This is a genomic window from Promicromonospora xylanilytica, from assembly GCF_054782895.1.
Genome location: NZ_BAAGRP010000001.1, coordinates 360,308 through 384,419 on the forward strand (window position 1 = coordinate 360,308; position 24,112 = coordinate 384,419).

At 69.5% G+C, this 24,112-nt stretch carries 15 protein-coding genes; 6 read left to right on the top strand and 9 right to left on the bottom strand.

What is annotated here, in order from left to right:
* Positions 1–245: 245 nt before the first annotated feature.
* Entirely contained in the window at positions 246–1,022 is a 777-nt protein-coding gene (locus tag ACYVK7_RS01555; protein WP_460885912.1) for a DUF305 domain-containing protein, read from the top strand.
* Positions 1,023–1,096: 74 nt separating this feature from the next.
* On the opposite strand, the gene ACYVK7_RS01560 is transcribed toward ACYVK7_RS01555, so the two are convergent.
* The 7 genes from ACYVK7_RS01560 to ACYVK7_RS01590 all read right to left on the bottom strand — a co-directional run bounded on the left by ACYVK7_RS01560 (position 1,097) and on the right by ACYVK7_RS01590 (position 10,797).
* Entirely contained in the window at positions 1,097–3,301 is a 2,205-nt protein-coding gene (locus tag ACYVK7_RS01560; RefSeq protein WP_460885913.1) for a hypothetical protein, read from the bottom strand.
* Between the two features lie 412 nt (positions 3,302–3,713).
* Positions 3,714–4,163, bottom strand: coding sequence for a 50S ribosomal protein L9 (gene rplI, locus ACYVK7_RS01565; protein WP_460885914.1), 450 nt, complete (start codon positions 4,161–4,163; stop codon positions 3,714–3,716).
* Positions 4,164–4,180: 17 nt separating this feature from the next.
* Entirely contained in the window at positions 4,181–4,417 is a 237-nt protein-coding gene (rpsR, locus tag ACYVK7_RS01570) for a 30S ribosomal protein S18 (RefSeq protein ID WP_116673133.1), read from the bottom strand.
* A gap of 79 nt (positions 4,418–4,496) precedes the next feature.
* A complete protein-coding gene (locus ACYVK7_RS01575) occupies positions 4,497–5,048 on the bottom strand; it encodes a single-stranded DNA-binding protein (RefSeq protein ID WP_357463929.1) in 552 nt (183 codons plus the stop codon).
* 111 nt (positions 5,049–5,159) lie between these two features.
* Positions 5,160–5,450, bottom strand: coding sequence for a 30S ribosomal protein S6 (gene rpsF / locus ACYVK7_RS01580; RefSeq protein ID WP_460885915.1), 291 nt, complete (start codon positions 5,448–5,450; stop codon positions 5,160–5,162).
* Positions 5,451–5,605: 155 nt separating this feature from the next.
* Positions 5,606–8,080, bottom strand: coding sequence for a transglycosylase domain-containing protein (locus ACYVK7_RS01585; protein WP_460885916.1), 2,475 nt, complete (start codon positions 8,078–8,080; stop codon positions 5,606–5,608).
* A 305-nt stretch (positions 8,081–8,385) separates the two neighbouring features.
* Positions 8,386–10,797 carry a transglycosylase domain-containing protein gene (locus ACYVK7_RS01590; protein ID WP_460885917.1) on the bottom strand — a complete coding sequence of 804 codons (2,412 nt, stop codon included), beginning with the start codon at positions 10,795–10,797 and terminating at the stop codon, positions 8,386–8,388.
* Between the two features lie 450 nt (positions 10,798–11,247).
* Here ACYVK7_RS01590 and ACYVK7_RS01595 point away from each other — a divergent pair, with 450 nt between their 5' ends.
* A complete protein-coding gene (locus tag ACYVK7_RS01595; RefSeq protein WP_460885971.1) occupies positions 11,248–11,895 on the top strand; it encodes a PadR family transcriptional regulator in 648 nt (215 codons plus the stop codon).
* Positions 11,892–12,983, top strand: coding sequence for an inositol-3-phosphate synthase (locus ACYVK7_RS01600; protein WP_460885918.1), 1,092 nt, complete (start codon positions 11,892–11,894; stop codon positions 12,981–12,983). Before ACYVK7_RS01595 ends, ACYVK7_RS01600 begins: the two co-directional genes overlap by 4 nt.
* An 87-nt stretch (positions 12,984–13,070) precedes the next feature.
* On the opposite strand, the gene ACYVK7_RS01605 is transcribed toward ACYVK7_RS01600, so the two are convergent.
* Positions 13,071–16,994, bottom strand: coding sequence for a S8 family serine peptidase (locus tag ACYVK7_RS01605; RefSeq protein ID WP_460885919.1), 3,924 nt, complete (start codon positions 16,992–16,994; stop codon positions 13,071–13,073).
* Positions 16,995–17,578: 584 nt separating this feature from the next.
* Here ACYVK7_RS01605 and ACYVK7_RS01610 point away from each other — a divergent pair.
* Positions 17,579–18,484, top strand: a complete 906-nt coding sequence (locus ACYVK7_RS01610) for a winged helix-turn-helix domain-containing protein (RefSeq protein WP_460885920.1) — start codon at positions 17,579–17,581, stop codon at positions 18,482–18,484.
* Between the two features lie 55 nt (positions 18,485–18,539).
* Here the strand turns inward: ACYVK7_RS01610 and ACYVK7_RS01615 are convergent, their stop codons facing one another.
* Positions 18,540–19,883: an MATE family efflux transporter gene (locus ACYVK7_RS01615; protein ID WP_460885921.1), complete on the bottom strand. Its 1,344-nt coding sequence runs from the start codon at positions 19,881–19,883 to the stop codon at positions 18,540–18,542.
* Positions 19,884–20,256: 373 nt separating this feature from the next.
* Between ACYVK7_RS01615 and dnaB the strand changes: the two genes are divergently transcribed.
* Together dnaB and ACYVK7_RS01625 are read left to right on the top strand one after the other, a co-directional pair.
* On the top strand, positions 20,257–22,845 hold the full coding sequence (dnaB, locus tag ACYVK7_RS01620) for a replicative DNA helicase (RefSeq protein ID WP_460885922.1): 2,589 nt from the start codon (positions 20,257–20,259) through the stop codon (positions 22,843–22,845).
* 95 nt (positions 22,846–22,940) lie between these two features.
* On the top strand, positions 22,941–24,107 hold the full coding sequence (locus tag ACYVK7_RS01625; RefSeq protein ID WP_460885923.1) for an AI-2E family transporter: 1,167 nt from the start codon (positions 22,941–22,943) through the stop codon (positions 24,105–24,107).
* The last annotated feature ends 5 nt before the right edge of the window (positions 24,108–24,112 follow it).

Sequence of the window (24,112 nt, forward strand, 5' to 3'; positions counted from 1 at the left end):
AAGGGTTGGTCGACGCACGGGCGTCACACCTCCTAGGTCGGTTGAGGCAGTCTCACCCACAGCAACCTCCCAGCACCAGGATTCTTGGCGTTTTTTTACACAGTGGTGACAATTGCCCCAAGCGACACCAGACCGCCACCTCCTTGGTAGGGTCCATCGCACGTGTCGTCGAGCACGCCAATTCGACGTCGCATTCGGGTCAAGCCTTAACAGTGCAGTGACAAAATCGCCGGGAGGCTCGTCGCGTGGAGACAGAGATCGAGGTCCGTTCCCCGAAGGCCCTCCGCCGCAGCCCGGCGCGCGGGCAGCGCACGCTCCGGCGGTTCGCGCCGACGCCCCGGACGGCCGCGGTCGGCCTGGCCGTGCTGCTGCCGCTCACGCTCGGCCTGTCCGGCTGTACCGGGTCGGACGACGAGCCGGAAGCCGCCTCGACGCCCAGCTCCGTGGTGCTGCAACCGGGAAGGCCCGGCGAGAAGGCCGAGACGATCGCCCCCGAGGACTACGAGGGCCAGGCCTCCCAGGCACCGTTCACGAAGGCCGACGCCGACTTTCTGAGCGACATGATCCTGCACCACGGGCAGGCGACCGACATGGCGGGCCTGGTCCCGGACCGCAGTGCGTCCGAGCAGGTCAAGAAGTTCGCCGCCCGCATCGACGTGGTCCAGGACAGCGAGATCGACCTCATGTCCGGCTGGCTGGAGGAGAACGAGTACGCCGTCCCGCTGGACGTCGAGGGAGGGGACGGCTCAGGCCCGCGCGCCCCGGAGCACGGGCACGACGCCGACGACATGCCAGGAATGCTCACCGACGGCGAGATGGCCGCGCTCGAGGAGGCGTCGGACGCCGAGTTCGACCGGCTGTTCCTCCAGGGCATGATCAAGCACCACGAGGGCGCGCTCACCATGTGCGAAGAGGTGGCGGGCGCCGGCAGCGAGGAACGGGTCCTCGAGCTGGCGACCAACATCGCCGCCGACCAGATGGCCGAGATCGACCGGATGGCCACCATGCTCGCCGACCTGTGACGTGACTCCTCGGCTTCTGGCCGGGGAGCCCTTCGATCGCCGGGCGGGAATGCTCCGGCCCGGCGATCGTCAGGTCAGGCGCGGCGCCGGTTCAGCAGGATCAGACCCGCGAGCACCGCGAGCAGGCCGACCGCGGCGGCGATGATGACGCCGACGCCGATGGGACCGACCAGCGAGCCGCCCACGTCGGTCCGGAGCTTGCCCGTCCCGTCGGAGAGCCGTTCCGTGCCGGACGCCAGCTCGGTGGTCCCGGACGCCAGCTCACCGGACCCGTCGGCGAGCTGCTGGGTACCGTCGGCGAGGTCGCTGGCACCAGCCGCCAGTGCCTGCGTGCCGTCGTCGAGCGCGCCCGTGCCCTTGGCGAGCGTTCGGGTGCCCTGCCGGGCGTCCCTGAGCCCGTCGCGGACCGTGACCGACCCGTCGGCGAGGCGCTGCGACTTCTCGACCTTCGGGACCACGCGGTCACGAACCTCGATGATGCCGTCGACGAGCTTGCCGGACCCGGTGTGCAGCTGCTCGACGCCGGAGACGAGAGCCGGCGTCCTGCCTGCCAGCTCTGCGTTGCCGTCGGCAACCCGTGTGGCGCCGGAGAGGAGTTCCGGGAGGCCACCCTTGAGCCGGCCCGTCCCTGCGGCCAGGTCTGCGTTGCCGGAGGCCAGCCGCACGGCACCGGCTGCCAGCGCCGGCGTCTTCTGGGCGAGAGCGGCGCTGCCGCCGGCGAGGCGCTGAGCGCCCGCCGCCAGCTCCGGCGTCTTCTCCGCCAGGTCGGCATTCCCACCGGCGACGCGCCCAGCACCCGCGACGAGCGCCGCGCTGCCGTTGTGCACGGTCCCCACACCTGCCACGTACTGCTGGATCCCGGGAGTGAGCCTGGCGACACCTACCTGCAGCTCGGCGCTACCTGCCTTCAGCTGTTCCGCGCCGCCGGCGAGCCGGATCCCGCCGTCCGTCAGGACTCCGATACCGCCGGAGACCTGTCGTGCTCCATCCGCGACCCGGGCGGCACCTGTCGCCACCCTGGACGAGCCGGTCGCGACTTCCGTTGCTCCACTGGCCATGGTGCCCAGCGATGCCCCCAGGGCAGCGGTCCCGGCCTGGGCCTCTCCCGCCCCTGCACCGACGTCGCCGGCACCCGCCGCCAGGTTTCCTGCCGAGGCAGCCAAGGCCGTGAGCTGCTCTTTCAGCGCTGCGTCAGTGGTGGAGCGCGCCAGCTCGGTCAGGCTCTCCTGCAGAGCAAGGTTTCCGTTCTGGACCCCTTCGGCGCCGACACCGAGGCCACCAAGCTTTGTCTCCAGCTCCCCCGCACCGCCCTGTGCCGATCTGATGCCCTCGCTCAGCGCAGCAGCACCGGCGGCCACGTTCTTGGCACCGGTCGAGACATCCGCGGCACCTTGCGCGACCGTCGGTGCGACGGCGTGGAGCTGCCCAAGACCATCGGCAAGCTGGTCGGCGCCTGCGTCAAGTGCCGTGGCGCCGACGGCCAGGTCGCCCGCGCCGGCCTGGACGGCAGCCGCCCCGCCGAGCAGGATCTCGTTGTTCGCGGTGATCTCGGCCAGCCCGCTGTTGAGCGACTGGTTGCCGAGGTAGACCTGCGCGGAACCGTCGGCGAGCTGCGCTGCGGCGGAGTGAGCCCGCGCAGCGCCAGCAGCAACGTCGCCCGAACCAGCGGCGAGCAGCCCGGCGGCGTCATCGGCCCGTGCGGCCCCGGCCGCGACGTCGTCCGCGCCTGCGGCAGCCTTTGCGGCGCCCGCGGCGAGCGGCGTCACACCATCGCTCGCCCGCACCACACCGGCCCGCACCAGGGCTGAGCCGGCCGCCAGGTCCTCGGCCCCGGCCGCCAGGTCCGGCGCCCTGGTGTTCATCTGGCCGAGCCCCTCGTTCAGCCGCGTCGAACCGTCGGTCAGCAGCAGCGACGCGTCCGCGAGGTCGGAGACGTCCGCAGCGGTCTCGGCGGTGCCGTCCGCGATCTTCTTGGATCCGTCGTGCAGCTTGATCACGCCCTCACGAAGCGCCGAGGCCCCCGAGTCGAGACGTCCGGCGCCGTCGGCCAGCGCCTCGACGCCCGGCACCACGTCGTTCTGCACACCGGAGTTGAGCTTGGTGGCTCCAGCGCTGAGCTCGCCGACACCGGAGGCCAGGCTGGTCTGGACGCCGTCGTTGACCTGACCCGCGCCGTCGGCCAGCCGGTCCGCGCCGGACGCGACCTCGCCCTGGAACACGAGCATGACGGCCGTGGCCACGATCGCGCCGATGAGCAGGAGGGCCACACCCACTGCCATCAGGATCGTCGGTGCTGGACCTGGCTGTGCTGCTCGGGATGCATGCAACTGCGTCATCGGTTCGCCTCTCGCTCCGCGGGCTTCCTTGCCCCGCGAAAAGTTGTCCGACCGGCGCCACTGTCCGCCGGGCCCGCCGCCGTTGGCGAGCACGAAGCCCGTCATCTCGGGCATCTGCGCTGAAGGTACCGGCGGACCGTGCCGTGCGGAACGCTTCTACTGATCACAACTCAGTAAAGGGGGGAAGATCACCCACGAAGCGCCGCGGGGATCGAACCACCGCACGGGCACCCGGAAGGTCCGACACGTGCGACCGGTCCGGTGCCCGGGGAACCCCGCGCACGCAGAAGGCCCCGGCCCCCCGCAACAGCGGAGGCCGGGGCCTTCTCGATCAGACGATCGACCGAGCGCTAGCTCAGTCGGCGACGACCTTCACGCCGATCTTGGCCGACACCTCGGGGTGCAGGCGGATCGCCACGGTGTAGTCACCGGTCGTCTTGATGGACTGGCCGATCTCGATCTTGCGCTTGTCGACGGACGGGCCACCGGCAGCGGAGACCGCGCCGGCGATGTCCGCCGTGGTCACCGCGCCGAACAGACGGCCACCGGGGCCGGCGTTCGCCGAGACGACGACGGGCTTCGCGGACAGCGAGGCGGCCAGCGCCTTCGCGTCGTCGAGCGAGGCGATCTCGCGGCTCTTGCGAGCCTTGCGGATCGCGTTGATGTCAGACTCGGCGCCCTTGGTCCAGGGCGTCGCCAGCGAACGCGGGATGAGGAAGTTACGGGCGTACCCGTCCTTGACCTCAACCACGTCGCCGGGCTCGCCCAGGCCGGTCACCTCGTGGGTCAGGATCAGCTTTGCCATTGTTCTCGATCCCTTCCTCAGCGAGCCGTCGACGTGTACGGCAGCAGGGCCATCTCGCGGGCGTTCTTCACGGCCTTCGCGATCTGACGCTGCTCCTGCACGGAGACGCCGGTGACACGACGAGCGCGGATCTTTCCGCGGTCGGAGATGAACTTGCGCAGGAGCGCCGTGTCCTTGTAGTCGATGTTGTGGATCTTCGCCGACTTGAGCGGGTTGATCTTCTTCTTGGGCTTGCGCACCACAGGCTTCGCCATGGCGTTGCTCCTTTGTCAGGTGCTGCTCACTCGGCCTGGCGGGCCGGCGAGCGAAAAAAGGTGAACGGGGTGGTGCCGATCAGAACGGCGGGTCGTCCGAGAACGAACCACCGGACGACGCCGGGCCTGCCGTGGCCCACGGGTCGTCATTGCTCTGACCGCCACCGGAAGAGCTGAATCCTCCGCCGGAACCGCCGCCCTGCTGGGCGCCGCCTCCGCCGTTGTAGCCACCGCCGCCGCCACCGAAGCCGCCGCCACCACCGGACCGCTGGGCCCGGGTGACCTTGGCCGTGGCGTAGCGCAGGGACGGACCGATCTCGTCCACCTGCAGCTCGACGACGGTGCGCTTCTCGCCCTCACGGGTCTCGTAGGACCGCTGGACCAGGCGACCCTGCGCGATGACGCGCGTGCCCTTGGTCAGCGACTCCGCGACGTTCTCCGCAGCCTCTCGCCAGATCGAGCAGCGCATGAACAGGGTCTCCCCGTCCTTCCACTCGTTGCTCTGGCGGTCAAAGGTGCGCGGGGTCGACGCCACCGTGAAGTTGGCGACCGCAGCACCTGAAGGGGTGAAGCGCAGCTCCGGGTCCCCGGTCAGGTTCCCGATCACTGTGATGACAGTTTCACCAGCCATGCCAATTCCTCGATTCAGTCGACGTTCCGTGCGCGGTAACTAGGTTCGCGGTGAATGCAACCACGGACCACTGACACTCGCGCGGGCGCAGGAAGGTTCAGCTCCGACGACTCACTTGTCGCCGGTGCGCAGGATCTTGGTACGCAGCACGACCTCGTTGAGGCCGAGCTGACGGTCCAGCTCCTTGGCGGTGGCGGACGTCGCGGTGAAGTCGACGACGGCGTAGATGCCCTCGGTCTTCTTCTGGATCTCGAAGGCCAGACGGCGGCGCCCCCAGATGTCCACCTTGTCGACGGAGCCACCCTCGGTCGAGATGACCGTCAGGTACTTGTCGAGCGACGGGGCAACGGTGCGCTCCTCGACCTCCGGGTCCAGGATCACCATCAGTTCGTACTGACGCATGTGTATACCCACCTCCTCTGGTCTCAGCGGTCACGGTCGTTCCGTGACAGGAGGGTTCACAGCAAGGGCCAAGCCTACCTGCCATGTGGACGACGGCGGAATCGAGCGGGCGAGACCCCTCTCACACGCGAGATCTCGCCGCTGGGGCGACGACGCTACGGGCTGCTGTTCCTGCCCCCGCCACCACCGTTCCCGTTGCCGTTCCCTTCGCCGCCCGTCGGCTCGTCGGTCGGGAAGATGCCGCCCGACGACCCGGAGGACACGAGCACCCGCACCTGGCTACCCGGCTCTACCTGCGAGCCCTCGCCCGGGCTGACGTTCATGACGATGCCCTCCTCGTGGTCCTCGGACGTCTGGTACTCGACGACCGGCTCGAGCCCGGCACCTTGGATCTTGCCCCTGGCGTTGCCCTCGTCACCGCCGATCAGGCCGCCCGGCACCTGCACCGCCTGCGGCTGGGGCGGGCCCGACGAGACCTCGACCCGGATGCTCGATCCGCGCTTCACCTCCTGGCCCTCGTGCTGCACGGACAGCACGGTGCCGGGCGGTGCCGGGTTCTCGACCTCTACCGGGACCGGGGCCACTCCGGCGGTGGACAGCGCGGCCGAGACCGGCGCGATCATCTGGCCGACGAGGCCGACCGGGACCAGCACCTTGTCCTCCGGGTCGTCCGACATCGTCGGCGAGGGGTCCGGGCTCGGCGTGGGCGGCGGCGGCGGGAGCGGCGGCACGTACTCCGGGAACTCCTGCGCCTCCATGCCCTCTGTCACGGTCTTCATGTACTCGGTCCACGCCCAGACGGGCCAGGTACCACCGGTCAGGCTGCCGCCCGCCCACTGGCCGAAGGGCGTGATCGTGTCCTGCCCGCCCTCCTCCGTCGACTGGTAGAGGCCGACGACCGTCGCCACCTGGGGTGTGTAGCCGGCGAACCAGGCCGCCTTGTTGTCGTTGGTCGAGCCCGTCTTGCCGGCCACCGGGCGCGGGTTGCCGTCAGGACCGAGGAGCTCCAGCGCGGGGGTACCGGACCCCTGCTCGACCACCTGCTGCATCGCGTACGTGGCCTTGGTCATCACCTCGGGGTCGATCGCCCCCTGCTCGGGCATGCCGTTCCACTCGTACCGGAACTGCTCGCCGTCCTTCACGGACGTCACGATGTGCGGCTCGGTGCGCGTACCCTGGGCGGCGAACGTGGCGTACGCGCCGGCGAGGTCGACGGCGCGCACGGTCGAGGTGCCGAGCACGTTCGACAGCTCGGCGTTCGTCGACTTCTCCGGGATGCCCGCACGGATCGCGACGTCCTGCGACTTCTCCGGGCCGATCTCCACGTTGAGCTGCGCGTAGACCGTGTTCACCGAGTTCGCGGTGGCGTCGATCAGATCGATGTCGCCGAACGACTCACCGCCCGACCCCGGGGCGCCGAAGTTGGTCAGCTCCACCTCGGGTCCGCCCGGCGTCTCGGTCCAGCCCGGAATCTGCATCGGGCTGTTGCCCGTGTAGTACTCGTCGAGCTCGTGCCCCTCCTCGAGCGCGCCGATCAGGGTGAACGGCTTGAACGTGGACCCGCCCTGCGCCATGCCGTCCGTGGCGGCGTTGTACTGCACCTTCTCGTAGTCCTTGCCGCCGTACAGGGCTCGGATGGCGCCGTCCTTGGGGTCCACGGTCACGATCGAGACGCCGAGCCGCTTCGAGGCGGCGCCCTCACCCTCCATCGGGATGGTGTTCGCCGCCTCGACCGCGGCCTTCTGCCACTTCGGGTTGATCGTCGTGTGGATCTCGTACCCGTTGTTCATGAGGTCTTCCTCGTCGAGGCCGGCCTTGTCCGCCAGCTCCTTGCGGACCTCTTCGAGCAGGTACCCCACCTGGCCGGCACGGGACACCGGCTTGTACTTGACCGGCTCGGGGAAGGTGGCGGAGGCGCGCTCCTCCTCGGTGATGACCCCCTGCTCCGCCATGTTGCGCAGCACGCGGGCCCACTTCTCCTCGGCGACGGCCCGGGACTCCTCACCGAACCGCGGGTCCCAGTACGACGGCGACGGGATGATCCCCACCAGCATCGCGGTCTCGGAGACGGTCAGCTCGGCCGCCGGCTTGTCGAAGTACGCCTTCGCGGCCGCCTCGAAGCCATAGGCGCCACGCCCGAGATAGATGCTGTTGACGTAACCCTCGAGGATCTCGTCCTTCGTCTTCTCCTGGTCCACCTTGACGGCCAGGACGACCTCGCGGAACTTGTCCGCGTACGACGTCTGACCGGGCTCGAAGTAGGTGTTCTCCACGTACTGCTGCGTCAGGGTGGAACCGCCCTGCCGCGGGCCGCCGGTCACGTTGCTGATCAGTGCGCGAACCATGCCCAGGGGGTCGACACCCAGGTGGTCCCGGAAGTTCTGGTCCTCGGACGCGAGCACGGCCTCGCCCACGTAGGGAGGCATCTCGTCGAGGCTCCGGATCGTGCGGTCCACCGCCGCGAACTTACCCATCACCTGGTTGTTCGCGTAGTAGACGGTCGTGGTCTCCGAACCGATCCCCTGGCGCTCGTCGGGTACGGCCCAGCCGATCCACCCCGCGGTGAAAACGCCGACGACCAGCGACAGCCCGGTCAGCAGAGTTCCGACGACAACACGCCACGACGGCACCCACGCACGGAGTCCCGTGCGGTGCGGTCGCGGATAGTTCCAGATTCCCCGACGACGCCGGGGCGTCTGCGGCCAGATCGGAGAAGGACTCCAGTTCGCCACGTCTTCCTCGTTCCTCGTATCGATCCAGTGATCGCACTGAACCCGGAAACGATAGAGGATCGATGTTCACGGCAAGTAGCACAAACGCGGTTTCTGTGTGTACGCCGCGTGTTCAAGCAGCGGTCTCACGGACCTTTCACCCGCCGTCCGACGGGCCCGACCAACGCTGTGCGACGCGTCACCGGTCGAGCCCGTCGAGGCAGCTACCCGAAGATCCCGCCGCCGTCCCCGCCGTCTCCCCCGCCGGTCGGCTCGCCCGTCGGCTCGCCCTCGCCCTCCTCGGGCCCGGTGGAGATCACGAGCGTGACCTGGCTGCCCTCGGGCACCTCGGTGCCCTCGGCCGGGTCGACCGAGATCACCCGCCCCTCGGGCACCGAGTCGGACGGCGCCTCCTGGGCCACCGGCTCCAGACCCGCGGCGCTGACCTGCTCCTCGGCGTAGGCCTGGTCCTGGTTGGTCAACCCCCAGGGCACCGCCGTGGTCTCCTGCTCCACCTCGGAGCCGTTCGAGACCTCCACCCGGATGGTCTCGCCGCTCTCGACCTCCTGGCCCTCGCGGTCGACGGCGAGCACGGTGCCCGCCGGCTGGTCGCTGTCCACGTCCACCTGCTGGGGGATGAGCCCGGCGCCCGCGAGCGCCGACGCGGCGGCCGGGTACTGCTGGCCGACCAGCCCCGTGGGCACCGTGACCATCTCGGGCTCGGGCTCCTCCGAAGCGCTCTGCGTCGGGGACGGCGAGTGCGTGGGCTCGGGCGGCGCGGGCGGCGTGTACGTCGGGAGGTCGACGACCTCCATGCCCTCGGTGGCCAGCGCCATGTAGTCGGTCCACGCCTCCACCGGCCAGGAACCACCGGTGATCTGCTCGTAGCCGCCGAACGGCTTGATCTGCTCGTACCTGTTCTCGTCGATGTTGTACTCGTAGAGGCCGACGACCGTCGTGAGCTGCGGCACGAATCCCGCGAACCACGCCGACATGTTGTCGTTGGAGGACCCCGTCTTGCCGGCGACCGGCCGGTCGAGCTCCAGGGCAGGTGTGCCCGAACCCTCCTCGACCACCTTGCTCATCGCGTAGGTCGCCGCCGCCATGACCTCGTCGTCGAACACCTGCTCGCGCGTCGTCGGACCTTCGTGGCGGAGCGTCTCGCCGTCGGTCACCTTGACGACCATGTGCGGCTCGGTGCGGTAACCCTGCGCCGCGATGGTGGAGTAGGCGTGGGCCAGGTCGACGTTGGTCACGTAGGCGGTGCCCAGCACGTTGGCCAGGTTGCCGCCGATCATGCAGCAGTCGCGCGTCTCCGGGTCGTCGTCGGCCTGCGGGATGCCCAGCTCGTAGCCGACCTGCGCCGTCGTCTCCGGGCCGATCTCCTTGTTGAGCTGGCCGTACACGACGTTCACCGAGTCCGCCGTGGCCGCCGTCAGGTCGAGGCTGCTCCACGACTCGTTGTCGAAGTTGTACAGGGGGACGTCGGGGCCACCCTCCTCCTGGTTCCAGCCCTCGATCACGGTGCCGTCGACGGCCCCGTAGCGTTTGGTGAGCGGGATGCCCTGTTCGAGTGCCCCGATCAGCGTGAACGGCTTGAACGTCGAAGCGCCCTGGGCCTCGAACGTCGCCGCGTTGGTCGGCTTCTTCGAGTAGTTCGGCCCGCCGTACATCGCCTTGATCTCGCCCGTCTGCGGGTCGATCGAGGTCAGCGATGCACGGGCGAAGTCGTTCGCGTCCTCCGGCAGCTTCATCGTCTCGTACGCGGCGGCCTGCATCTTGCGGTCGATCGAGGTGTGGATCTCATAGCCGTTCTTCGTGAGCTGGTCGGCCGAGATACCTACCTCGTCGAGCTCGTTCGCCACCTGCTCCATCAGGTAGGCCGTGCGGTTGTCACCCGACCCCTGCTGGTACTTGACGAGCTTGGGGTACTCCGCGGCGTCGCGGTCCTCCTGGGTGATGGCACCGGTCTCCACCATGAAGTCCAGGGTGCGGTTCCAGCGCGCCTCCGCCTGGGCCTGCGCGGCCTCGCCCTGCCGCGGGTCCCAGTACGTGGGGTTCGGGATGATCCCGGCGAGAAAGGCTGACTCCGAGATGGTCATCTCCGTCGCCGAGTGCCCGAAGTAGGCCTGCGACGCCGCGTCCACGCCGTACGCGCCACGTCCCAGGTAGATGGAGTTGAGGTAACCCTCGAGCACCTGGTCCTTCGACTGCTCGTCCGTCACCTTGAGCGCCAGGATCACCTCGCGGAACTTGTCCACGTACGTCGCCTCGCCGACACCGACGTAGTAGTTCTCGACGTACTGCTGGGTCAGGGTGGAGGCGCCCTGCTGGGCGCCGCCCGTCAGGTTGTTCAGCGCCGCCCGGACGATCGCCTGCGGATTGATGCCCGGGTGGGTCCGGAAGCCCTGGTCCTCCGACGCGATGACGGCGTCGGGCACGTGGGACGGGAGGTCCTTGAGGGACACCAGCGTCCGGTCCTGCGCCGCGAACTTCCCCAGCGTCTTGCCGTCCGCGTAGTACACGGTGGTGGTCTCGAAGTCGACGCTGTCCAGCTCCGCCGGCACGGTGACGTTCACCCAGGCCGCCATGACGATGCCCGCCACGAGCGACGTACCGGTCAGCAGCGTGCCCACGACGACCCGCCACGACGGGATCCATGCGCGGATCCCGGTGCGATACGGACGGGGGTAGTTCCAGATTCCCTGCCGCCGTCGGGGAGTTTGCGGCCAGATCGGAGGGGGACTCCAGTTCGACACGTCAGCCTCTTCCTCGGTTCGACTTGTGCCCGCCGGTGCGGACGACGCACTGCCACGGCGGACAACCCGAAACCATAGGGGATCACTCACAGATGCCAACAGCCCGCAACCGCTGAGCACCCTCTGGCGGGACATTTCACCCAGGTTTAGCCCACTCCGTCTGCCGCCGCTTCACATTTCGTCCACGTACAGGCCGTCCGGGACCGCCTCGGGGGCGCGGATTGCGCTGCGCGATCCGGATGCTTATCCTCACGATGTATCGAGTCGATACATCGTGAGCAAGTGATTCGCCCGGGCAACCGCAACGGGCCCGAGGAGGAGGCCACCGTGCGCAGCCGGTCCGACGTGCTGGAGACCGCCGTCCTCGGCCTGCTCAACGAGTCCCCGCTGCACGGCTACGAGCTGCGCAAGCGCCTCAACCTGGTGCTCGGCTCGTTCCGCGCCTTCTCGTACGGCACGCTCTATCCCGCACTGAAGGCGCTGGTCACCCGCGGTCTGATCGCGACGACGGAGAACGATCCCCTGCCGCCCCCGCCCCGCAGGGCGAAGACCGGCATCCCGGGCCGGACCGGCAAGCCCAAGCCCCTCGGACGGCGCCGCGTCGTCTACGAGCTGACCGCCGAGGGCAAGGAACACCTCCAGAACGTCCTGGCCACCGCCGGCCCGGCGGCCTGGGAGGACGACAACTTCGACGTGCGGTTCGCGCTCTTCGCGCAGACCGACGCCGAGACCCGCCTCCGGGTCCTCGAAGGCCGCCGTACCCGGCTGACCGAGCGCCTGGAGACGTTCCGCCAGGCCGCGACGCATCCCCGCTCGCGGCTCGACGAGTACGCACTCGAGCTCCAGCGGTTCGGGCTCGAGAGAGTCGAGCGCGAAGTGCACTGGCTCGACGGCCTCATCTCCACCGAGCGGGGACGCGCCACGGCGCAGAACCGCCCACCGCAGCAGGAACAAACGAAGAAGGAGCGAGGATGACCTCCATCCGCGTGGGCATCGTCGGCGTAGGAAACTGCGCCTCGTCCCTGGTCCAGGGCGTGCACTACTACCGTGACGCCGACCCGGCGAGCACCGTCCCGGGCCTTATGCACGTGCAGTTCGGCGACTACCACGTGTCGGACCTCGAGTTCGTCGCGGCGTTCGACGTCGACGCGAAGAAGGTCGGCTTCGACCTGGCCGAGGCCATCAACGCGTCCGAGAACAACACGATCAAGATCGCCGACGTGCCGCCGACCGGCGTGACGGTCCAGCGCGGTCCGACCCTCGACGGCCTCGGCGACTTCTACCGCGACACCATCGACGAGTCCACGAAGGAGGCCGTCGACGTCGTGGCCACGCTGCGCGAGGCAGCGGTCGACGTGCTCGTCTGCTACCTGCCGGTGGGCTCGGAGGAGGCGGCCAAGTTCTACGCGCAGTGTGCCATCGAGGCGGGCGTCGCCTTCGTGAACGCACTGCCGGTGTTCATCGCGTCCGACCCCGAGTGGGCCAAGAGGTTCGAGGACGCGGGCGTGCCGATCGTCGGCGACGACATCAAGTCGCAGGTCGGCGCCACCATCACGCACCGCGTGCTGGCCAAGCTGTTCGAGGACCGCGGCGTCGTTCTCGACCGCACGTACCAGCTGAACGTCGGCGGCAACATGGACTTCAAGAACATGCTGCAGCGCGACCGCCTGGAGTCCAAGAAGGTCTCGAAGACGCAGGCCGTGACGTCCAACCTGACCGGTGCGCTGGCCGGCAAGAAGGACGACCGCAACGTCCACATCGGGCCGTCGGACTACGTGGCGTGGCTCGACGACCGCAAGTGGGCGTACGTGCGCCTCGAGGGTCGCGCGTTCGGTGAGGTGCCGCTCAGCCTGGAGTACAAGCTCGAGGTGTGGGACTCCCCCAACTCGGCCGGCATCATCATCGACGCGGTCCGGGCGGCGAAGATCGCCAAGGACCGCGGGGTCGGCGGGCCCATCCTGTCGGCGTCCACCTACTTCATGAAGTCCCCGCCCGTGCAGATGGAGGACACCGCCGGGCGCGCCCAGCTGGAGTCGTTCATCCGCGGCGACATCGAGCGCTGAGGCGCGGGCGGTCGGCAGAAGGTCAGGTGATCGGCAGCTCGGGCTACCGATCACCTGACCTTGTGCCGAACACGACGGGTCAGACCCCTACTTGATCGGGTCCAGCTCGAAGTCGGTCACGACGGTGGTGCGCGGCGCCACCTTCGCGGAGCCGACCTCCGGGACGTACCCGTTCGCCGTGGCGATGATCTGCGCCGTCTTCTCCGACCGGTCGAACCAGTACTCGTAGGTGCCGTCGGACCCGGTGATCAGGGTGACCGCCGAGTACGCGCCGTTCACCTGGACCACGGCGTCCCCGAGGGAGACCACGCCGTCCGGGGTGAAGCCCGACACGGTGCCGGCGAGCTTGCCCCAGCTGCGCGGCGGGTTCACGGTCATGGTGACGTCGACGGCGGGGGCGTCGTACGGCGTCTCCGCGCCGGCCACCAGCGAGCCGGTGAAGGTGCCCGGCTGGGCCACCACACCGCTCATGGCCGCCGTGATGGTCTTGGACTGGCCCGGCTCGAGCGTGAACTCCGTCGGGTCCATGGTCAGCCACTCCATGCCGCCACCGGCGGTGTCACCGGAGACGTTCATGACGATGTGCATGTCGGGCCATCCGATGGAGTCCGTCGTCGCCGGCTCCGGGAGGGAGCAGTCGGTGGCGGAGAGGTACGACGGCGCGGACTGCCCCGCGGCGTTGGACCCGATGTAGAAGACCCCACCGTTCGACTGCTGGTTGGGCGAGACGACCTCGACCACGAGCGTGGCGCCCGCGGGCACCTCACCCGTCACGGGCACCGAGATCATCGTCAGGGTCGACGCCGGGATGCTCGCCTCCGCCGTCCCGATCGAGGTCAGGTTGGCGAAGGTCAGCTCACCGTCCAGCGTGTAGAGGTTCACGGTCAGCGTCTGGGCGGTGGCCTTCTCGACGCCGAAGGAGACCTCCGAGACCTCGAAGTCACCGTCGATGCCGAAGTCGCTCAGCGTGAACGTCCGGAAGAAGTGGTTCTCCGTGGTCCCCGCCAGGCCACCGCACGACGCGGAGTTGAGCTCCGTGATGTCCTGCGACGCCGAGTGGGTGATCGTGGTCGCGTCGGGCGAGACCGGGATCGACTCGGGCGTCACGGTCGCACCCGTCGCGCCCTTGCCCGCGGCCTGGAACCGCGAGTCCGAGCTGCCGAACGAGCCGCCGAGCGTGGCCGAAGGCTTCCTGGACTCGGCCACGGTGGCCTTGCCCTCGGTGTGCTGGATGACGGCAGCGCCCTCCGTGCCCAGCATCTCGAACCCGCCGCCGGTGCCCGCCATCTCGACGGCGGCCGGCGCGGTGCCCTCGTTCGTCACCGTGAACCGCTTGGTCGTGGAGCTGCCCAGCGGCAGGGTGGCGCCGATCGACTCCGTGCTGACCGCGAGCATGCCCGCCGCGAGCGAGGCGTCGAACGTGCTGGTGCCCTCGGGGGCGAGGCTCACCACGCCGGACTCCGTCTCGTAGTCGGGGGCGGTGATGTCGACCGTGTACTCGCCCGGCAGGGCGATGGCCGAGTACGTGCCGTCCGCCTTCGACGTGGCGGTGCGCGTGACGTCGTCGGCCACGGCGGTCACCGTCGCACCCTCGACGGGCTCACCGGTGTTGCGGTCGGTGACCGTGCCCTCGAGGTACGAGAGCACCGGTGCCGTGTAGGTGACCGTGAGGCCCTCGGTGACGACCGGCGTGTTGGCCGAGTACTGGAGACCGACGGTGCCGGACTCGTTCTCGATGCCGATCGTCGCGGAGCTGCCCTTGGCCGACTCGGTGTCGGTGACCGCGCCGTAGCCGAACAGCACCGTGCCGTCCGCGACGAGCGTGACCGAGAAGTTCAGGCGGTCGGTCGCGGGCGAGTACTTGCGCACGTTGCGCCACTCGACCACGAACGCGTCCTCACCGTCGACCGTGGTGGTCCCGGTGTAGAGGCCGGACTCCGCGTCGAGGTTGAGGTCGTCCCAGAAGGGGTACAGGGCGGCGTTGGGCACCGCGCTGCTCGGGATCGTCCCGTTCGAGTAGACGGTGCTGGCGGCCAGGAAGTTCAGGTGACCGTTGGACGTGACGAAAGCGGAGTCGTAGCCGACGCCGTAGAAGGGGAAGGCGAACGGCAGGTCGAGCGACGTCTGCACATCGTCGCCCCGGAGGTCGACCAGGGTGTCGCCCTGGAGGTAGTCACCGGTCGACGTGGCGCACGAGTAGCCGAAGTCGTCGGTGACCGCGGTGATCTCGACCGGCACGTCCTCCGCGCCGTCGACCACCACGTCGCTCTCGTACGACGAGGCGCAGCCGCCCATCGTCACGCTGAGCGGGTAGGTGCCCTCGGGGACGTCGGCGAAGGCGAAGGTGCCGTCCGCGCCGGTGGTGACGTCCTCGAAGTGGCTGCCGAGGCTGACCGGGGCACCCGCGACGGGGTCACCCGAGCCGGCGAAGGTCACGGTGCCCGTCACGGTGTGCGACGGGGCGGCCTCGAGCGTGATCGGCACGTCGACCGTGCCGTCCTCGACGACGGTGGCCGCGGCCGGCTCCGAGGCGAGGTAGCCGAAGGCGGACGCGGAGACCGCGTAGTCACCGGTGGCGACGCGCGCGGTGAACGTGCCGTCGCTGTCGGTGCGGACGTTCCGGTCGTGCTCACCGTCGATGACGACGTCGGCGGACGCGATCGGGGCGCCGGACGCGTCGGTCACGGTCCCTGCGACGTAGCCGGTGGCGCCGATCGGTGCCGCGTCGATGAGAGCGGCGGCGTCGAGCTTGCCCTCGCCCCAGACGTTGTTGTTGTCGGCGGTGCCGCCGCAGGAGGTGTCGTCCGTGTCAACGGCGGTCTCGTCGAGCAGCGCCTGCGTGCCCTCGATGTCGCCGACGAGCGCGGGTGCGGCGCTCCACAGCAGCGCGATGGCGCCCGCGAGGTGCGGGGCCGCCATGGAGGTGCCGTTGAAGGCCGCGTAGCCGTCACCGGGGACCGCGGAGCGCACGTTCACGCCGGGCGCCGCGATGTTGGGCTTGACCATGCCGTCCTGGCCCGGGCCGCGCGACGAGAAGTCCGCGATGGCCCCGGAGACGCCGAACGCACCGACCGAGTAGGAGCCGGTGTTGGCACCGGGGGACGACGTCGTCTGGCACGACGGCCCCGAGTTGCCCGCCGACCAGGTGCCGAAGACGCCCGAGGCCTCCCAGGCCGCCGTGGTGTCGGTGTACCAGTCGTCGATGGACCCCGCCGCGACGGCGCCCCACGAGTTGTTCACGACGTGCGGCCGCTGCGCCGGGTCCGGCTCCGAGCCGTCGGTGCGGGTCGGGGCGATGATCCACTGGCCCGACTCGAGCAGGTCCACGTCGGAGCAGGTGTCACAGCCGTTCGTGGCTATCCACTCCGCGCCGGGGGCGACACCGATCTGGTTGCCGGCGCCGTCGTCACCGACCATGGTGCCCACGGTGTGGGTGCCGTGCCCGTTGTCGTCGAAGGGCAGCTCGGCCGACCCGGAGGTGTCCTGCCAGTTGTAGTCGTTGACGACCGTGCCGTCGGGCTGCATGCCGCGGTAGTGGTCGGCGAGCGCCGGGTGGTCGTACTGCACCCCGGTGTCGATGTTCGACACGGTGATGCCCTCACCCGTGTAGCCCATGTCCCAGACCTCGGGCGCGTTGATGGCGTCAAGACCCCACTCGACGGCCTGCGTGCCCTGGTCGCTGACGGGGGCGCGCTTGACCGGCTCGACCAGGTTGAGCTTGACCGTCTCGCTGATCCGCTGGACCTCGCCACTCTTGGCGAGCTTGTCCGCGAGCGCCAGCGTGCCGTCCTCGACGAGGATCCGGTTGCTGATCCAGTAGCTCTCGTAGTCGGCGTCGACGGCCTCGAGCTCCTTGATGAGGCCTGCCTGGGATGCCTTGGCGGTGCTGGTCAGCGCGTCGTAGACGTACTGACCGCGCTCGCCCCAGCTGCTGATGCCTCGGGCGTCCGACAGGTCGGCCTCGTCGGCCAGCTCCACCCAGAAGTCGGCGGTCTTGCGCTCGGTGAGCATCTCTCGCGCGAAGTCGGTGAACTTGTCTTCGGAGTTGGCCGCGACGGCCTTGGTCGTTGTCGCTGCCGTTGTCGGGGACGTTCCTGCGAACGCCGCCGGGGCGACGCTCAGCGCTGATGTCGCAACAAGCGCGAGAACCGCTGTAGCGGTTGCCGAGCGTTGTGCGAGAGCAGTTCGACGGTGCATGAACCCTCCATTACCCGGCGCATCCGCGACATCGGATGCGCTTGGACGGACCACGGTCGTGGGCCAGCCCTAACCGTCGTTTGCATAGTTCCGCCCGACAAGGTCGGTTCACGGTCAGGCAGGGGTCACTTCTCGGTCAAACCAGGGTCGAATAAATGGCAATTGCCCATGTCAATGGTTTCGGTTCTTTTTCACCCCCTTCAACAGAAGAATTCACCCTCTACCGGTACGTATGTGGCGTAAAAATGCCAACCAGGCGGGAATGTGTCATTTCCGGCACGCAACGGGAAGGTAACGAAAAATTGACCTCGACGGTACGACTCGGCGGCACACTGGCACGCGCTGCCCGGGCCGACCCGGCATGCGCCTGAACGGCCGACCCACGGAGGGTGACGCACGTGACCAACGACCCCGCACCAGGTTCCGCCCCCGGCCTCGTCGTCTGCGTCGGCCTGCCCTCGGACCAGATCATCGAGATCGCTCACCTCCTCCGTGGCCGGGCGACGGTGCTCGCCACCCCCGACGCGGAAGGCGCCCGCGCCGTCCTCGACAACCAGGCCGCACCCCGGCCGGGCGGCGGCACCGCCCGGCGTGGTCTCGGCGCGCAGGCCGAGCGGTACGACAACCCCGGCCCGTCGGTCGACCGCGGTTACGGCCGCCATCTCCCCGAACACCCCGTCGACGTCGAGCACGACAACCTCACCGAGACGCCCACCGACTCCGACTCCCTGCGCTCGACCGCGCTGTCCTCCGCCGCACGCCGCCCGGCACCCGGCAGGCCCGACGCCGCGGCCGGTGATCGGCGCGGGCGGTTCCGCCCGGCGCCGGGAAGCGTGCTGGCGCAGCCCGTGCCGAGCTCGACGATCTCCGCTCCGACGCGGCCGGGCGCGGGCGGTGCAGGGAGTGCGGGCGCCGCGGCCGGCCGGTCCCGTGCCGGGCGAACCGACACCGGTGCGGTGCCGGTCGTCACGGGACCGGTGCCGATGATCGCTCCGCCCACCGTGGAACCGCTCGTGGCCGGCCCGCTGCTGGTCGACCTGGCCGGCCGGGAGGTCACCGCGCTGGGCCGGCGCGTCTACCTGTCGGCGCGGGAGTTCGACCTGCTCGCGACACTCGCCCTGGAAGCAGGCCGGGTCTGGTCGTTCGCCGAGCTCACGGCGCGGGTGTGGCAGCTGCCCTACCTCGGCGACTCCGACCCGGTGACCTCCGCGGTGAAGCGGCTGCGCAAACGGCTGGCGCCGGTACGCGACGTGGAGGTCGCCTCGGTACGCGGCGTGGGCTACCGGCTCAAGGTCCGGGTCTGAGAGTGCGGGCCGGGGCCTCGGGGCGCGAGCCGCGGACGGCGCGCCTCGGCCCGTGTCACGCGCCCGTGACCAGCCAGCGGTCGCCGCGGGCACGCCACCCCGTCGTCACGGCGCGAGCCGCCATGAACACACCGGCGAACGCGAGCCAGAGCCAGGCGAGCCCGTGCGCGCCGTCCGGCGCCCAGGCGGAGACGGCGAACGCGAAGGGGACGTACACCACGAGCGTCGCCATACCGGCCCAGGCGAGGTACCGGCCGTCCCCCGCACCGATGAGCACGCCGTCGAGCACGAAGACCCAGCCGGCCATGGGCATCAGCACGCCGCACACCGCGATGCCGAGGGCGATCGCGACCCGCACGTCGGGGTCGGACGAGAAGAGCGGCGCGATCCACCAGCCGGCCGCCGCGAGCACCACGCCGATCACGGCACCCGACCCGATGCCCCACTGCAGGCAGCGGCGCAGCACCAGGCGGACGTGGCCGACGTCGCCGGCTCCGAGCCCGTGCCCCACCAGCGCCTGCGCCGCGATGGCGAGCGCGTCGAGCGCGAACGCCGCGAGCCCCCACAGCGAGCTCACCACCTGGTGCCCGGCGAGCGCGACGGCCCCGAGGTCGGTCGCGACGACCACGGTCAGCAGGATGGCCCCGCGCAGGCTGAGCGTGCGGACCACCAGCGGCAGGCCCGCGCGAGCACCCGACAGGATGCCCGCACGATGCGGGCGCAGGCTCGCGCCACGCGCGCGGGCACCGCGCACCACGATCACGCCGAGCACGACCGCCATGAGCAGCTGGGTGACGGCCGTGCCCAGCCCGGACCCCGCGATCCCCATCCCCGCGCCGTACACGAGCGCGACGTTCAGCACCGTGTTCAGCAGGGCCCCGGAGGCCGCGACGACCAGCGGGGTGCGGGTGTCGCGCAGGCCGCGGAGCACACCGGTGGCGGCCTGGACCACGAGCATCCCTGCGAGGCCGGGCGCCGACCACCGCAGGTAGGTCACCGCGTACTGCGCGACGGCGCCGTCAGCACCCAGCGCGGACACGGTCGCCGGCGCGGCGAGCAGCAGGACGGCGACGAGTGCGACACCGATCCCGAGCGCGAGCCAGATGCCGTCGATCCCCGACTGCAGCGCCTCCCGCTCCTTGCCCGCACCCGTGAGCCGGGCCACCGACGCCGTGGTCGTGTACGCGAGGAAGATGCACAGGCCGACCAGCGTGAGCAGCACGTTGCTCGCGAGCGAGAGGCCGGCGAGCTGGGCCGTGCCGAGGTGACCCACCACGGCGCTGTCCACCAGCACGAAGACGGGCTCGGCGATGAGCGCGCCGAGCGCGGGTACGGCGAGGGCGAGGATCTCCCGGTCGATCGACCGCCGAAATCCGGGGGTGTGGCGAGGCTCGCCCAACTTTTCTTTCCTCCACAGGCTGGGGGTTGCGTCAACGCAGGTCAGAGGCAATGGTGATGTTTTACACAGGGTTTATCCACAGCTGGGGACAGGGTTGTCCACCCGCTGTGCACAGCCCTGGGCCACCTTTCCACATGGATGTGCACAGGCTTGTCCACAGGTCTCGTTGCGTTCGGCTGCGCAGGGGCTTAGCGTCAGCGGAGCCTTCTCGCTGACCCAGAGCTCGCAGGACTGTCGCACACGACACAAAGGCGTGTCGTGGCCCAGGTCCCGGGAGTCCGAGCGGCGAGGAGTAGAACAGATGTAGGACGTCGACGGAGCGCACGCGCAGCGTGCGCCGAGGCGTCATGAGATGAGGAAGGTAGGGGGTGCGATGTCGATCGAAGAGCTCGAGTCGAGCTATTCCGACCGGAGCCCCGGCCTCGACCGCACGCCGCCGCAGGACGTCGCCGCAGAGATGAGCGTGCTGGGCGGCATGCTGCTGTCCAAGGACGCGATCGCCGACGTGATCGAGCAGATCCGCGGCAACGACTTCTACCGGCCGGCGCACGAGGCCATCTACGACGCGATCATCGACCTCTACGGCCGGGGTGAACCGGCCGACGCCATCACGGTGCTCGCCGAGCTGCAGCGCCGCGGCGAGCACGCCCGCGTCGGCGGGGCCCCGTACCTGCACGACCTCATGGCGGGTGTGCCGACCGCCGCGAACGCCGGCTACTACGCCCGGATCGTGCGCGAGCGCGCCATCATGCGCCGCCTCGTGGAGGCAGGCACCCGCATCGTCCAGATGGGCTACGCCACCGACGGCGGCGAGGTCGACGACGTCGTCAACAACGCGCAGGCCGAGGTCTACGCGGTGACCGAGCGACGGGCGTCGGAGGACTACCTGCCGCTGGCCGACATCATCGGGCCGACGTTCGACGAGATCGACGCCGCGCAGGGCCGCGGCGAGGGGCTCACCGGGGTGCCGACCGGGTACTCGGACTTCGACCGCCTGACGAACGGGCTGCACGGCGGCCAGATGATCGTCGTGGCGGCCCGGCCTGCTGTGGGCAAGGCATTGGCACTCGACACGCCGCTTCCGACGCCCACCGGGTGGACCACCATGGGCGAGGTCGCCGTCGGCGACCTGATCCTGGCTGCGGACGGCACCCCGACACGGGTGGTCGGGGCAACCGAGGTCATGCACGGACGCCCCACCTATGAGGTGGAGTTCGACGACGGAACCGTGATCGTCGCTGATGCTCAGCACCAGTGGGTGACGAGCACCCGCACGCAGCGCCGCAAGGTTCGCGTGGGTATCGCACCGGACGCTTCGGTTCGCACCACCGAAGAGATCTTGGCATCGCTGCGGACGGCTACGGCTGACAAGCGTGCCAACCATTCAGTCGCCACAGCTCAACCACTCCATCTGCCGGACGCAGATTTGCCGATCCATCCCTATGCGCTCGGCGTCTGGCTCGGCGACGGCACGTCCCGACGCGCCGAGTTCACGTCGGCCGACCCCGGGATCGCGATGATGATCGAAGGCTTGGGCTACGTAGCCCAAGCTCGGGGCGCGGTGAAGGGCTCTGCTCGCACCTACTCGATGCTGCTTCCCCAGCCCGAGGCGCGGTCGCAGCCATGCATCGCCTGTGACACCGAGTTCGTGCCGAAGATGGCATCGCTGCTCGCCTGCAGCAACGCTTGCGCAGCACGTTCCCGCGGTATGTCGCGTCCGGAGCAGCCGACATGCCCCGACTGTGGCAAGCCCGGCTGGGGCTTCCGACGGTGCCAGGAATGCCACAACACCCACGGCACGATGGGCGGTCGACTCCGCAGTCTGAACCTGCTCCAGAACAAGCACATACCGACCGAGTACCTTCGAGCAAGTGAAGAACAGCGGCGTGCGCTGCTCGCCGGGCTGCTCGATTCTGATGGAACGGTCGATCCGCAAGGCAGTATCCAGATCGCCGTGACCAACAAGCAACTGGCGCTCGACACACGCGAGCTGATCCTGTCCCTCGGCTACCGCACAGGCTGGTCGGAGAAGCGAGTCAACGGACGGACCGAGGCGTCGTCGACGGCGTTCACGATCACTTTCACCACCGAGGACGACGTCTTCGCTCTGGAGCGAAAGCGACTCGCCCACAAGTCCCGCCGTCGACCCGCAACGGCCAAGTTGACATCACGATTCGTGGTGAACGTTCGAGCGATCGAGTCGGTGCCCGTGCGTTGCGTCGAGGTGGAGCACCCGTCGCACCTATATCTGGCGAGCCGGTCGATGGTTCCGACCCACAACTCGGTGCTCGGCATCAACGTCGCCGCTCACGCCGCGATCCACCACAACCAGGCGGCGGTGATCTTCTCCCTGGAGATGAGCCGCAACGAGATCGTCATGCGAATGCTCGCTGCCGAGGCGCGCGTGCCGCTGACCAAGATGCGCAGCGGCAACATGGACGACGGCGACTGGCAGAAGCTCGCCGCGACCATGGGCAAGGTCTCCGACGCGCCCCTGTTCGTCGACGACTCGCCGAACATGTCACTGATGGAGATCCGCGCCAAGTGTCGGCGGCTCAAGCAGAAGCATGACCTCAAGCTCGTGGTCATCGACTACCTCCAGCTGATGTCGTCCGGCAAGCGCGTCGAGTCGCGCCAGCAGGAGGTCTCCGAGTTCTCGCGTTCGCTCAAGCTGCTCGCGAAGGAGCTCGAGGTGCCCGTGATCGCGATCTCGCAGCTGAACCGTGGCGCCGAGCAGCGCAGCGACAAGAAGCCGCAGATGTCGGACCTTCGTGAGTCGGGCTCCATCGAGCAGGACGCCGACGTCGTGATCCTGCTGCACCGCGAGGACGCCTACGAGAAGGAGTCCCCGCGCGCCGGTGAGGCGGACTTCATCGTGGCCAAGCACCGTAACGGCCCCACCGACGTGATCACCGTGGCCTTCCAGGGCCACTACCAGCGGTTCGTCGACATGCAGGTGTGACGGCCGCCCTCCGCCGAGGCCAGCGTGCGGCCCGGACACTACGACAATAGCGTCAGGTAGTCCGGCCCCCGGACCCAGCACAAGGAGGACAGTCGATGGGTCTCTTCGGCCGCCGCAGACCGCCAGCCGCCCGCACGAGCGACGACGTCGAGGTGCGCCTACCGGTGACGCGCGGCGCACGCGGGGCGTCACGGCTGTGGTCGGACGGCTTCGGCCGCGTCGGTACCCGGTCGCTGCAGATCCTCGCGGTCATCGCGGTCATCGCGATCTTCGGATACGTGGGAACGCGCCTGACGCTCGTCGTGATTCCCGTGCTCATCGCACTCGTGCTGGCCGCGGCGATCTCCCCTCTCGTGGCACTCCTGAGGCGCCGCGGCCTGCCGTCGATACTCGCGACGTGGATCTCGCTCCTTGCGCTGGTCGCGCTGCTGTCGGCGACCGTCTGGCTCGTCGTGCTGGCCGTCGCGGACCAGTGGGACGAGCTGCAGAGCCAGGCGCTCGAGGGCTTCAACTCGCTGCAGACCTACGTCGAGGGCCTGCCCTTCGACATCACCGAAGAACAGATCGCGTCGGTACGCGAGTCCGCGCTGAGCCTGCTGCAGTCCGACGCCGTGGGCTCGGGCGCCATCGCGGGCGTCTCCCAGACCGCCAACTTCGTCGCGGGCTTCTTCATCATGATCGTCGTCCTGTTCTTCTTCCTGAAGGACGGTCCCGCGATGTGGGAGTTCCTGCTGCGGCCGTTCGAGGGCCAGCAGTACGAGCGGGGGCAGCGCGTCGGCGCGGCGACCATGCGCACGCTCGGCAGCTACGTGCGGGGAACGGCGATCGTGGCGATCGTCGACGCCGTCGGCATCGGGATCGGCCTCGCGATCGTGGGCGTCCCGCTCGCCATCCCGCTCTCGGTGCTCGTCTTCCTGCTCGCCTTCATCCCCCTGGTCGGCGCCACCCTGGCCGGCATCCTCGCGGCCCTGGTCACGCTCGTGGCCGTCGGGCCGGTCGAGGCGCTCGTCGTCGTCGCGATCGTCGTCGTCGTGAACCAGCTGGAGGGCAACTTCCTGCAGCCGATCGTCATGGGCAGGACCCTGCGGCTGCACCCGCTCGTGATCCTGTTCGCCCTGACCGCGGGGACAGTGCTCGCCAACATCATCGGTGCCGTCCTCGCCGTGCCGATCGCCGCGTCGATCTGGCGCGCGATCCAGGTGTGGGACGGGCCGGACCTGCCGGCCCGGTTCGCCCGCAAGAAGCGCGCCGAGACCGTCTGACGCGG

What these genes read in the sequence shown, in the direction of transcription:
- ACYVK7_RS01560 (WP_460885913.1), bottom strand. Translation starts at nt 3,301, where the DNA reads ATGGCAGTGGGTGTGGCCCTCCTGCTCATCGGCGCGATCGTGGCCACG.
- rplI (WP_460885914.1), bottom strand. Translation starts at nt 4,163, where the DNA reads ATGGCAAAGCTGATCCTGACCCACGAGGTGACCGGCCTGGGCGAGCCC.
- rpsR (WP_116673133.1), bottom strand. Translation starts at nt 4,417, where the DNA reads ATGGCGAAGCCTGTGGTGCGCAAGCCCAAGAAGAAGATCAACCCGCTC.
- ACYVK7_RS01575 (WP_357463929.1), bottom strand. Translation starts at nt 5,048, where the DNA reads ATGGCTGGTGAAACTGTCATCACAGTGATCGGGAACCTGACCGGGGAC.
- rpsF (WP_460885915.1), bottom strand. Translation starts at nt 5,450, where the DNA reads ATGCGTCAGTACGAACTGATGGTGATCCTGGACCCGGAGGTCGAGGAG.
- ACYVK7_RS01600 (WP_460885918.1), top strand. Translation starts at nt 11,892, where the DNA reads ATGACCTCCATCCGCGTGGGCATCGTCGGCGTAGGAAACTGCGCCTCG.
- ACYVK7_RS01605 (WP_460885919.1), bottom strand. Translation starts at nt 16,994, where the DNA reads ATGCTCACCGAGCGCAAGACCGCCGACTTCTGGGTGGAGCTGGCCGAC.
- dnaB (WP_460885922.1), top strand. Translation starts at nt 20,257, where the DNA reads ATGTCGATCGAAGAGCTCGAGTCGAGCTATTCCGACCGGAGCCCCGGC.
- ACYVK7_RS01625 (WP_460885923.1), top strand. Translation starts at nt 22,941, where the DNA reads ATGGGTCTCTTCGGCCGCCGCAGACCGCCAGCCGCCCGCACGAGCGAC.